Here is a 10,694-nt window from a genome sequence, read left to right on the forward strand (position 1 = left end):
AAAATATAGCCAGCAATTTTGTATTGCAAAATAGAACAAACGTTCGTATAATAGAATTATATCGAACGAGGTGATTTAAAGATGACGGATATAAAGAATGAAACGGATTATCGAAATATTCCACGTGAAATGTTAGATAGGAATATTCCGGCTGGTCGTGGCATGGTCAAATGGGCGCCGTTTGCTACGCTACCCGAACAATTCGAAACTATCCATCAATACATGATTGATCAAAATAAAATAGATAGACCAGTACTTTCAGACGATCAATTAGCTCAATTAAATATCCGCTTGCACGAAGCATTACAAAAATCTCAACCTGTTAATATAAAATATTATGAAGAAGGTTATATTAATTTTGTTAATCTTAATATACATCGCATTGATTCATTAAATCTTGAAATTGAAGGGATAAAGCCAGGTACTACCTATCATCAGAAAGTCCCTATTTTAGATATTGTTGATATTACTTTCTCATAAAAAAAGTTGGCAATAGCTTATTAAAGCCATTGCCAACAATTATCTCAAATTAGTACTAAACTATTAGAACTAATTAATTATTATTTTCAATATCTGAAACAATTTCTTTAGTTTTTCTTTCAATATCTTCGAAATCTTTTTTGAAGATATAAGCAAAGGCAACTACACCTACGCCTACTACAACTGTAGTGATAGCTAATAAGCTAAATACAAATTTAAATAAACCTTTAATAAAGTTCCACATTACTTTTCACCTCTAAAATTAGTATGCATATCTACAATTCACTATGATAGCATACTTATCTTAATCAATAAATAAATACCCGTTTCAAAAATTAATCATTCTCAACTAAATATATATTTATGGTAATATGTCAATTAAAGATTAATTTAAATAATCAAACTGAAATTAATAACGAGATTCCAAACCAATTGTTACTCTTATAAATAAATATTAACTTAACCACCATGACTTAACAGAATCAGCAATCGCTCTACAACTATCTGAAATCATAGATATCACTCCCATAGATTAAAAAATTCCCTCACTAAAATACAATTCGATTGTAATATTTCATCCATAGTAATTCAATTAACATTAAGTTAATTTACGATTACATTAAAGTAAATATTTGAAATGAAAGGATGACTAACATGCAAAATGTTCAATCCGACATCATGACTTTTCGTGGTTCTCATTATGACTTAGGAGTCGAAACAGCGAAATGGTTACAAAGAACTCCTTTATTAAAAAATCGTGAAAAAGAATGGAAAAAAAGAAATCCAAGATTTGATATCGATGTCAGAGAAACATATAATATTTTTCAAATTTATGCTCCTAAAATTTGGGACGAGCTAATAGGTATGCAAGACGTTTTGAATCTACCTACTAAACAAATTATATTAAATTTTGGCCACTATCGTTTTACTGATTTAAAAGATAGTGGTTGTACAGTTTTTAAAGGGAAAGACTATTTACTACGTAATTATGATTATCATCCCTCTACTTATGATGGTCGATATTTACTATACAAACCAAATGATAGTGGTTTAGCTCAAATAGGACCTACTTCTAGAGTAACTGGCAGGATGGATGGAATGAATGAGTATGGTTTATCAATGGCTTATAATTTTATGCATCGCAAGAAACCAGCAAATGGCTTTGTATGCTACATGATAGGTAGACTTATACTTGAATATTGTAAAAACGTTAATGAAGCTATACAACTTTTAAAAGAATTACCTCATAGAAGCTCTTTTAGTTATATTTTAATGGATAAAGAATCTAATTATGCCATTGTCGAAGTAACACCTCGTTCTATAGATATTAGATATGAACCTATATGTACAAATCACTTTGAATTATTAACACATGAAAATCGTAACTACACTAAAGAATCTAAAGAACGGTTGGAGAGAGTGATTAACACCACAAGAAGTGATTTAAGAAAAGAAAATGCTTTTAAATTATTTAATGACCCTCAATATAATATTTATAGTAAATTATTTAAGAGTTGGTCTGGAACAATTCACACATCGTTATACGAACCTCAAACTTTAACAACGTGGATAGGACTTGGAGAAAATAGTTCTCCGACTAAAATAGACTTCTATCAATGGCTTAAAAATAATACTCTAACAATAAATCAACTAAACGGAAAAATTGATACCGATTTAACATTTGCCACATATTAAAATAATTTTTCAAAAATAGCATAAAACCCATAAATGAGTGATTGTACAACACTCATTTATGGGTTAATAATCAAATATTTAAATAAAAAATGCGTTACTTAATTGATGACAATATCACCATCAACCGTATAAAACTCCAAAATGTTTTTACTCTTACCTACTTTACCATCTTTAAAATTATTATTATTGACTACTTTTTCACCACGTCCAGGATGTAACTTAAGTAGTGTGTTTTTAGGCTTAGCTTCAAAGTTATAATTTATATCTCCTTTTTTTGTTGAAGCTTTAATATCATTCGAAGATTTCATTTTATTCATATTAATATCTCCCTCATTCAATAGGAAGATTGAATCTTGGAATTCGCTACGGCTAAGTGTCAACTTACCTGTATCGATTTTTAAGTTTCCTTTTTTGACTGATGAATCACAAATATAAGCTAAGCTATTTGAACCATCCACATTTAAATATTTTAAATTTGAATGTTCCATATAAAAGTGACGACTATTTATAATTGTGGCACTTGATGCATTAAAATTCCTCAAATGTACATCACCTATTACGGATTTAGCGCTAAGATCTTTCAATTGTTTATCTGGTACTGTAATGGTGAGTTTTTTCTTATTATAATGAAAAGGATTAAAGTTTAATCCGTATCCTCTATTAGTAGCACGTTTCTCAGTAACTTTGAGCATTTTACCTTTTTTAGATACATATACATCGTTATCACCTTGATAATCCACTTTGAATTTATTACCTTTAACAATGTTTATTTCAGAACCAATTGTACTTACTGACAACTGACTGAAATGATTATTAAAAGTCTTATTATAGTTTTGCTTTTCATATTTAGCTTTATCAAAAGCAAACCAAGTAACTGTTCCACTGATAAAGAAAATTGCAAATATAATTAAACCGCTAATGAAAAGCTTCCTCATTTCCTAACGCTTCCTTTAACTGTTTTAATGTACCATGATAAATATTTCAATATTAAATTATGTACTAATCCAATAATTTTTAATGTTAAAACAATAAAAATAATTCCTAAACCTGTTAAAGAGATAGAGAATAGTATATTACTCAGTGAATTATAAAACCCATTAATTATCGAATAACTAATAAGAATCAATGGGGAGAATAGTAAACAGACTGCTGTAAAAATCAAAAGTAAAATCAGAAATGCAATAATCGCTACTGGAACTAATATAATAAATAATGAAAGTATACCTAGACTTAAGGAGGCTATAATAGCTCTAGTTATGTTTTGGATTGTTGGTTTTGATTTAGCATAACTGATAGCACTTTTAGCTTTTATCTCTTTTGCTATATCATACGGATCTTTCAATTTATTTACTATTTGTTCTTCACTTCTACCTTTTAACTCTTCTTCATAGAATAAATTTTCATATTCGTACATTTTATTATCTTTTTCTCGTCTAGGAAGATCATCTAAAGCTAATTCTAATTCATTTAAAAAAGTAATTTTATCCATGTATCGTCACTCTTCCTGAATTTGAATTAAAGAATAGTTATAAAGATTTATCATTTACTGAAAAACTCTATTCTTTTTACGATATCATCTTTATATAATATATTCAGTTTCATTTTATTTTCGCGATCAGTATATGTAATAGATTTATAATGCTTACCGACCATATGTCTTTTATAACTATCACCTAACTCGTTAATAACATCATCAATTGAGTCACCTATTCTAACTCCGAAATTCGTTTTAACACTTTTGTCCTTGATTAAAACAATTCCTTTAACAATGTGCTTTTTATTTTTCACTTTAACCGTTAAATCTTTATGCTTTTCGTCATTATAAAATTTAAATCGATCTAGTTTAATTTTTTTATTAATGACATACCCTTTCTGATTAAAACGATCATTTAAACCTATATCATTCACAGTATAATTGGATAAATCTACTGTTTTAATACTTCTATAGTACATAATTCCGAAAAGTAGAATAATTGCTCCAATTAAAAAAAGGGTTGAAATCACCCATCTGTTTTGTATACGCACTTGAGTCACCACTTTCACTCTTGTTCTATTAAATATAGCATATGAAATTTGGAGTTTCATCTAACAACTTAGTCACATTCATAATTAAATTATGATTGAGTTAATTTAATATCTTTAAAGTTAAAAAATTGTTATAATATTCTAAATAATTAAGGAGGTTATTTCTATGACTAATTTAGAAACTTATTTAAAAAAAGTCAGCCACTAGAAGAGTACATTGACCAAATGAAAGATAATAGAAATAATTTATTATCAATATACAAATCCTTTAAATTACCAGAAGAAGATGACCGTATTACAAAGCTTAAAGATGCAAATTACTCAAAGGTATTAGTCATCACTGAAGATTGGTGTGGTGATGCAATGATGAACCTTCCAATACTTAAACGTGTTAGTGAAGAATTAGATTTAGAAGTTAGAGTATTTCATAGAGATGACGACACACGTTTAATTGATCAATATCTTACAAATGGTAAGTCTAGATCGATTCCTATTTTTGTTTTTATGAACAGAGCATATGAACAAATAACTGTATGGGGACCTAGAGCTAAGGAAGTCGAAAAATTTGTTGTGGATTTGAGAAACGATAAATTACCAGATAAAGATCATCCACAATATGATGATAAAGTTAAAGAAACACACTTACTTATTTCAAATAGATTTAAAACAGATTCATCATTTTGGAAAAATGTTTATAACTCCATAATTAATCAGCTTTTATATAAATAAATACTGAGGCTAAAGCCTCAGTATTTTTGAACTTAAATATCTCGTTTAGCAGCATATAAGATGTTAGCTACAAATAATACTACTATTGAAGCAATTGAAATAAACCATTGCCAATGTGAGAATTTAATCTCCTCAGTCATTTTCTCAGTGAGATAAGTAAATGGAATATATTTAAATGATTTTTGAATATCGTCACCGATATTTGGAATTAAACCTATTAAAGGTTGCACAAATGGAACGATAAGTAATAAGAAAATACCTAAAGTAAAGATTACTGCCGGCTTTTCAATAATTAACGTAAGTAATAATAAGAATAAGCCAAAGAATAAGAAAAATATAAGGTAAAACCATATATTATTTAAGAATTTATCTCCGTCAACATTTGATCCTTTTGTAGATGCTTGAATAACAATAATTACAAGATATTGAAGTAAAGTAAATAAGAACGAAATTAATATCATTGAAATTGTTTTCGCAATAATATAACCAATACGACTACTTACCTTACTCATATATAATTGAATTGTACCTTGAGAATAATCTCTAGTGATAGTTTTAATGATAAATAATAATCCCGCGAATAAGAATAACCAGTTGGCCAGTACGAAGACCATTTCGTTATTTACTTCATGAGACTTGCTATATGCTGCTTGCATACTTGCTTGGAAGACTGTCATTCCTATAACTAGTATTAATGCAAGATATGTTAAAGGACTTTTTAAAATACTAATTAAATCGAACTTGACTAGCTGTAAACTTCTCATTATTTATCACCTCTTTGATTAATATTAAAGTAAGTATCACGTAGAGAACTTTTACGCGTTTCAATATACTTAGGATAAACACCTTGTTCAGACAATGATTTTAATAGTGGTTTATAGTCTCTTTGAGCTTTAATGATAATCTCACCAGCATCTTTTTGTGATTGTTGCACTTTATAATGTTCAGTTAGATATTCTAAAGTTTTATTAAAATCATCATGTTCAATAGTAATGATTGTACTATCTTCTGGTCCCCCATCTTTCATGTTCACATCTTGAACAAAGTTACCATCTCTAAGGAAGACAGCTCTATCACAAATAAGTTCAATATCTTCTAATTTATGACTTGAAATTAATATTTTCATATCTAACTGTTTGACTAATGATTGGATAGTTTTTAAAACATCAATTGATCCATCTGGATCCATACCATTTGTAGGCTCATCTAAAATTAAATATTTTGGTTTATTCATAAGAGAGACCGCAATGGCTAATTTCTGTTTCATACCCATTGAATATTTTTTCACTTTTTTCTTAATATAAGGTCTCATACCAAAAGCATCAATAATGTGATCAGAATACTCTTTATCAAAGCCTTTGCCTAAAACTTGAGCGAACAATTTTAAATTATATAAACCTGACTTGTTGTCATAAAGTTTAGGATGTTCGATTAAGTAACCTACGTTTTCATCTTTAGATAAATCAACTTTCCCTTGGTAATTAATAATATTACCATTCATGACTTTCATTAATGTTGTTTTACCAACACCGTTTTTACCAATAAGACCAACTATTTGGCTATTTCCAAAATCAAAGTTTATATCGTCAATAACTGTATTTTGACCATATTTTTTAGTGATTTGTTCTAATTTCATAGTAGACCCCCTTAAGTGGTTAATGTTTTATTTTTCTAATTTGAATTAAATAATTCACTACTAAACTTATGATGCTAATTATCAATAGGCCATAATTTAAGAAGTACGAATATACAACTGGAATATGACTATCTTTGTGAACTAAAACGTTTATTAAGATAAATAAAGCAGATAAGACAAATGGTAATACAATGATAACTCCAAATACATATGCTAAATAAGGCACGTCTTTATGTTTCTGTTCTGTACTTTTATTAAAAGCGATAGGGATTGAAAAGAAATTCGCTATTATAAAAGAATAGGTTGTAGAAAAAGTTATCGAATCTGTCTTTATTGAACTTGTTTCATAGCCATATAAACTTATGATTATTGCACCAATAATTGTTAAAACTATGCAACTGATGTAATTTGCATTTAATAAATCTTTCCTTGAAACTGGCAGACTACCAAAGAATAAGTAAGACTGAGATCCACCTAATCTACGATTGATTCTAAATAAATGTCCAGCATCAACTAAGCATATAATAGTTAATATAATACCTATAGGTCCTGAAATAACAAGATACGGTAAATGTTGCCTATCGATTAAGTGATAAAACGGAAAGAATATGAGTAATAAACCATAAATCAAAAGTGTCCATCTTCGAAGTTTAAGATTTCTAATTAATAATTGTTTCATATTAGTTTCTCATTTCGTTGGTGATATTTAAAATTTAGTTGATTTTTATTTTTTTCTAAATATATCATTAGTTCTTCAATTGATGGATTTTTAATTTCTACTCTATTTCCAAATAATTCTTTAAATGTTTGGTAGTGTTCAGTGAGGCCTATGTAGCCAGTTTTTCTAACTTCTTTATAAATTAACAATTCCTCCAACTCCACATCTAAGTCTTCATTGGAACCACTAATAATTTTATATTTTTCAAATAAAGTGTCTCGTGATTCATTAAAAATAATTTGTCCATCACGTAAATAAACTATATAGTCCGCAATTTTTTCTAAATCAGATATGATATGTGTCGATATGAAGACTGTTTTATCTTCATCAATTAATTCTTGTTGAATAATCTCAAGTAGTTCATTTCTAACTAAAGGATCTAGTCCAGATGTGGGCTCATCTAAGATGAATAATTCAGCATGGTGACTAAATGCAATAGCTAATGACAATTTCATTTTCATACCTGTTGAAAAAGTTTTGATTTTCTTCTTATAAGGTAATTGAAAAAATTGAAGATAACTCATAAAAATTTTATGATCCCAATTGTTATAAAACGGGGCGACGATATTCTCTAACTTTTTAATGGTCCATTTGTCATTAAAATACGTTTCGGAATAAACGAAGCCTATTTTATTTTTTATTTCTACTGCACTATCCTTCATTTGTTCATTAAATACAGAAATTTGACCATTTTTAGATTGAATTAAATCCATAATTAAACGAATAACTGTAGTTTTACCAGCACCATTCCCACTTATAAAACCAGTAACAAAGCCTTTAGGAACTTCAAAGGAGATATCTTTCAACTGAAAATCTTTTGTTTGATAACTTACATTCTTAAGCTCAATCGCATTCATCAGTCTTCCTCCTCATAAATCAAAGACAATATTTCAGTCAATTCTTCTAAAGGCATCCCAATTGTTTTTGCTTCTTTTGACATTGTTTTAGCCAAATTTTCAATTACAAAGAACTGCTTTTCTTTAAGAATTGAGTTATCTTGTTCCTTCACAAAGGTACCTTTACCTCTTATAGTTGTCACAAATCCATCCTTTTCTAAATCTTCATAAGCTCGTTTTGTAGTAATTAAACTCACTTGTAAATCTTTAGCTAACTCACGCATTGATGGAAGGTGTTCGCCAGGAGCAACATAACCTTTCAAAATATTTTCTTTAATCTGTTGCTTGATTTGTTCATAAATGGGATATTCACTGTTGTTTTTCAAAATTAATTTCATTGATGTCCCCCTTTTCTTCTGTATATACATAATATATACAATATATACAGATTTGTAAAGTGTATATACTAAATTCTGTGAAAAATCCTATATATCAAGAGAATATTGAGTATAAACAATATATACAAAAAGACTTAAGAGAACGATACACTTCCCTTAAGTCTTAAATAATGTACACTATTTTTTTCTCCGTTTATTACTTCTATCGATAAAAGCACAAATCATAAACATAATTGCAGCAAGTAGCAATTTAATTCCTTGCTCTTCATGACCTGTAGCTTGAAGATAATAGCCTACTACAAATAGCACAATTGCTAATCCAACGAATATTTTTGTTAAGTGCTTCATTTTATTCACCTCAACACATAAAAAGTATATCAAATAATACCAGGTATAAAAACGGTATATGAGTTTAACTTTTCCAATAATTTAGAAGACGATATCAAATTTAGGAGTTACCACAATTAAATATTGATTGCGGTCAATTTAGTACAATGTTACAATAAACTTGTATCCACGAATTATACTACACAACCCCAGGTCTGGTACCAGCAGACTTGGGGTTTTTTGTGTTCGGTCATCTACTTGTCTTTCCATTTAATTTCTAACCAAATACGAAAGACGACAAGTACGCCACCTGTAATCAATGTTATTAAACCATCTTGCCACCACGTCATTATACTACACCTCCCAGAATTGATTAGTGTCATATAATTTGATGACCTAAGCATATTCTAACACAAATTATAGAACATATGTTCGCTATTAGTAATAAAATTTATTTTCCTAATTCCCTATCATCAATGCTTTATCTTTATTCAAATTAAAGATAATATATATATAAACACTTTATTAAAGAGAGGTTAGAAAATGACAAGCCCTTTAGCCGAAAATTTAAATAACGAATTACAACAATCCAATCCAAAAGTATATGACATGTTATCTGACTTAGGTAAAGAAATGTTCTATCCTAAAGGTATTCTATCTCAATCTGCTGATGCCAAAAGTACTAAATATAATGCTACGATTGGTATGGCAACAAATGATGAAGGTAAAATGTATGCTGATTCATTGAATAATATATTTAATGAATTAACTCCAGATGAAGTTTTTCCATATGCACCTCCACAAGGTATTGAAGACTTACGCGACTTATGGCAAATTAAAATGCTAAATGAAAATCCTGATTTATCAAAAGAAGCGATAAGTAGACCCATCGTGACTAATGCTTTAACTCATGGATTATCTTTAGTTGCAGACTTATTCGTAGATGAAAATGATACTATTTTATTACCAACGCACAATTGGGGCAACTATAAACTAGTGTTCAACACTCGCCATAAAGCCAATATTGAAACATATCCTATTTTCAATGAAGAAGGACATTATACAACTGATTCACTAGTGGAAACTTTAGAAAACTTTAATAAAGATAAAGTAATCATGATTCTAAATTATCCAAATAATCCAACAGGTTATACACCGAAAGCTGAAGAAGTTAAAACTATCGTTAATGCTATTGAAACACTTGCTAATAAAGGAACAAAAGTGATTGCAGTAGTTGATGATGCTTACTATGGTTTATTCTATGAAGATGTATACACACAATCTATTTTTACGGCTTTATCACAGGTGAATTCTCATAATATTTTACCTGTACGCTTAGATGGTGCTACTAAAGAATTTTTTGCTTGGGGATTCCGTGTAGGCTTCATGACTTTTGGTACTAAAAATGAAATAACTCAAAATGTACTTGAAGCAAAAGTTAAAGGTTTAATTAGAAGTAATATTTCAAGCGGACCATTACCATCCCAAAGTGCTATCAAGCATGTTCTAAAAAATAATAAACAATTTGATAAAGAAATTGAGGAGAATATTCAAACATTAAAAGATCGATACGAAGTTACTAAGGAAGTTGTTTATGATGAGAAATATGCAGACTATTGGAAAGCATATGATTTTAATTCAGGTTACTTCATGGCATTAAAAGTTAAGCATGTTGATCCAGAAATATTACGCAAACATTTAATTGATAAATATTCGATAGGTATTATTGCCTTAAATGATACGGATATACGAATTGCCTTTAGTTGTGTTGAAAAAGACGATATTCCTCACGTGTTTGAGTCTATCGCTAAAGCTATTGATGATCTAAAATAGAAAAAGAAGAGTTGCTC

14 protein-coding genes and 1 pseudogene are annotated in these 10,694 nt (G+C 28.8%); 4 read left to right on the forward strand and 11 right to left on the reverse strand.

Annotation, left to right across the window (positions count from 1 at the left end; all coding sequences use genetic code 11):
* Window positions 1-81: 81 nt before the first annotated feature.
* The gene (locus tag MHI13_RS17700) at window positions 82-480 is read left to right on the forward strand and encodes a YolD-like family protein (protein ID WP_002435923.1); all 399 of its coding nucleotides are present in this window, start codon (window positions 82-84) and stop codon (window positions 478-480) included.
* A gap of 73 nt (window positions 481-553) precedes the next feature.
* Here the strand turns inward: MHI13_RS17700 and MHI13_RS17705 are convergent, their stop codons facing one another.
* On the reverse strand, window positions 554-724 hold the full coding sequence (locus MHI13_RS17705) for a hypothetical protein (protein WP_002435939.1): 171 nt from the start codon (window positions 722-724) through the stop codon (window positions 554-556).
* Window positions 725-1,134: 410 nt separating this feature from the next.
* Between MHI13_RS17705 and MHI13_RS17710 the strand changes: the two genes are divergently transcribed.
* Complete coding sequence (locus tag MHI13_RS17710) at window positions 1,135-2,175, forward strand: C45 family autoproteolytic acyltransferase/hydolase (RefSeq protein ID WP_047796473.1); 1,041 nt, start codon at window positions 1,135-1,137, stop codon at window positions 2,173-2,175.
* Between the two features lie 98 nt (window positions 2,176-2,273).
* On the opposite strand, the gene MHI13_RS17715 is transcribed toward MHI13_RS17710, so the two are convergent.
* Genes MHI13_RS17715 through MHI13_RS17725 form a run of 3 tightly spaced genes read right to left on the reverse strand, consistent with a single transcriptional unit; the run spans window position 2,274 to window position 4,200 of the window.
* Window positions 2,274-3,110: a DUF4097 family beta strand repeat-containing protein gene (locus MHI13_RS17715; protein ID WP_064210705.1), complete on the reverse strand. Its 837-nt coding sequence runs from the start codon at window positions 3,108-3,110 to the stop codon at window positions 2,274-2,276.
* Window positions 3,107-3,664, reverse strand: coding sequence for an HAAS signaling domain-containing protein (locus MHI13_RS17720; protein ID WP_064210706.1), 558 nt, complete (start codon window positions 3,662-3,664; stop codon window positions 3,107-3,109). The genes MHI13_RS17715 and MHI13_RS17720 overlap by 4 nt, the downstream gene beginning before the upstream one ends.
* Before the next feature lie 50 nt (window positions 3,665-3,714).
* Entirely contained in the window at window positions 3,715-4,200 is a 486-nt protein-coding gene (locus MHI13_RS17725; protein ID WP_064210711.1) for a hypothetical protein, read from the reverse strand.
* Between the two features lie 166 nt (window positions 4,201-4,366).
* On the opposite strand from MHI13_RS17725, the pseudogene MHI13_RS17730 reads away from it, so the two are divergent.
* Window positions 4,367-4,929: pseudogene (locus MHI13_RS17730) on the forward strand (thioredoxin family protein).
* A gap of 32 nt (window positions 4,930-4,961) precedes the next feature.
* On the opposite strand, the gene pmtD reads toward MHI13_RS17730, so the two are convergent.
* The 7 genes from pmtD to MHI13_RS17765 all read right to left on the reverse strand — a co-directional run bounded on the left by pmtD (window position 4,962) and on the right by MHI13_RS17765 (window position 9,194).
* Window positions 4,962-5,693, reverse strand: coding sequence for a phenol-soluble modulin export ABC transporter permease subunit PmtD (gene pmtD, locus MHI13_RS17735; RefSeq protein ID WP_002435946.1), 732 nt, complete (start codon window positions 5,691-5,693; stop codon window positions 4,962-4,964).
* The gene (gene pmtC / locus MHI13_RS17740; RefSeq protein ID WP_002435900.1) at window positions 5,693-6,565 is read right to left on the reverse strand and encodes a phenol-soluble modulin export ABC transporter ATP-binding protein PmtC; all 873 of its coding nucleotides are present in this window, start codon (window positions 6,563-6,565) and stop codon (window positions 5,693-5,695) included. Before pmtC ends, pmtD begins: the two co-directional genes overlap by 1 nt.
* Window positions 6,566-6,584: 19 nt before the next feature.
* Window positions 6,585-7,244 (reverse strand): phenol-soluble modulin export ABC transporter permease subunit PmtB, encoded by a 660-nt coding sequence (gene pmtB, locus MHI13_RS17745; RefSeq protein WP_047796476.1) that lies wholly within the window; start codon window positions 7,242-7,244, stop codon window positions 6,585-6,587.
* Complete coding sequence (gene pmtA, locus MHI13_RS17750; RefSeq protein WP_064210708.1) at window positions 7,241-8,140, reverse strand: phenol-soluble modulin export ABC transporter ATP-binding protein PmtA; 900 nt, start codon at window positions 8,138-8,140, stop codon at window positions 7,241-7,243. The genes pmtB and pmtA overlap by 4 nt, the downstream gene beginning before the upstream one ends.
* Complete coding sequence (pmtR, locus tag MHI13_RS17755) at window positions 8,140-8,517, reverse strand: PSM export ABC transporter transcriptional regulator PmtR (protein WP_002453644.1); 378 nt, start codon at window positions 8,515-8,517, stop codon at window positions 8,140-8,142. Before pmtR ends, pmtA begins: the two co-directional genes overlap by 1 nt.
* 177 nt (window positions 8,518-8,694) lie before the next feature.
* Window positions 8,695-8,865 (reverse strand): SE1626 family protein, encoded by a 171-nt coding sequence (locus MHI13_RS17760; RefSeq protein WP_023350009.1) that lies wholly within the window; start codon window positions 8,863-8,865, stop codon window positions 8,695-8,697.
* A gap of 233 nt (window positions 8,866-9,098) precedes the next feature.
* Window positions 9,099-9,194, reverse strand: a complete 96-nt coding sequence (locus tag MHI13_RS17765) for a Trp-rich small protein (RefSeq protein ID WP_016898690.1) — start codon at window positions 9,192-9,194, stop codon at window positions 9,099-9,101.
* Between the two features lie 193 nt (window positions 9,195-9,387).
* On the opposite strand from MHI13_RS17765, the gene MHI13_RS17770 reads away from it, so the two are divergent.
* Window positions 9,388-10,677: an aminotransferase class I/II-fold pyridoxal phosphate-dependent enzyme gene (locus MHI13_RS17770; protein WP_064210709.1), complete on the forward strand. Its 1,290-nt coding sequence runs from the start codon at window positions 9,388-9,390 to the stop codon at window positions 10,675-10,677.
* The last annotated feature ends 17 nt before the right edge of the window (window positions 10,678-10,694 follow it).

The sequence above is a fragment of the Staphylococcus sp. FSL K6-0223 genome, assembly GCF_038008285.1.

Excerpts from the sequence above, each read along its gene's own strand:
- MHI13_RS17700 (WP_002435923.1), top strand. The coding sequence starts at position 82 with ATGACGGATATAAAGAATGAAACGGATTATCGAAATATTCCACGTGAA.
- pmtB (WP_047796476.1), bottom strand. The coding sequence starts at position 7,244 with ATGAAACAATTATTAATTAGAAATCTTAAACTTCGAAGATGGACACTT.
- MHI13_RS17710 (WP_047796473.1), top strand. The coding sequence starts at position 1,135 with ATGCAAAATGTTCAATCCGACATCATGACTTTTCGTGGTTCTCATTAT.
- pmtR (WP_002453644.1), bottom strand. The coding sequence starts at position 8,517 with ATGAAATTAATTTTGAAAAACAACAGTGAATATCCCATTTATGAACAA.
- pmtC (WP_002435900.1), bottom strand. The coding sequence starts at position 6,565 with ATGAAATTAGAACAAATCACTAAAAAATATGGTCAAAATACAGTTATT.
- MHI13_RS17770 (WP_064210709.1), top strand. The coding sequence starts at position 9,388 with ATGACAAGCCCTTTAGCCGAAAATTTAAATAACGAATTACAACAATCC.
- pmtA (WP_064210708.1), bottom strand. The coding sequence starts at position 8,140 with ATGAATGCGATTGAGCTTAAGAATGTAAGTTATCAAACAAAAGATTTT.
- MHI13_RS17715 (WP_064210705.1), bottom strand. The coding sequence starts at position 3,110 with ATGAGGAAGCTTTTCATTAGCGGTTTAATTATATTTGCAATTTTCTTT.
- MHI13_RS17720 (WP_064210706.1), bottom strand. The coding sequence starts at position 3,664 with ATGGATAAAATTACTTTTTTAAATGAATTAGAATTAGCTTTAGATGAT.
- MHI13_RS17760 (WP_023350009.1), bottom strand. The coding sequence starts at position 8,865 with ATGAAGCACTTAACAAAAATATTCGTTGGATTAGCAATTGTGCTATTT.
- pmtD (WP_002435946.1), bottom strand. The coding sequence starts at position 5,693 with ATGAGAAGTTTACAGCTAGTCAAGTTCGATTTAATTAGTATTTTAAAA.
- MHI13_RS17705 (WP_002435939.1), bottom strand. The coding sequence starts at position 724 with ATGTGGAACTTTATTAAAGGTTTATTTAAATTTGTATTTAGCTTATTA.
- MHI13_RS17765 (WP_016898690.1), bottom strand. The coding sequence starts at position 9,194 with ATGACGTGGTGGCAAGATGGTTTAATAACATTGATTACAGGTGGCGTA.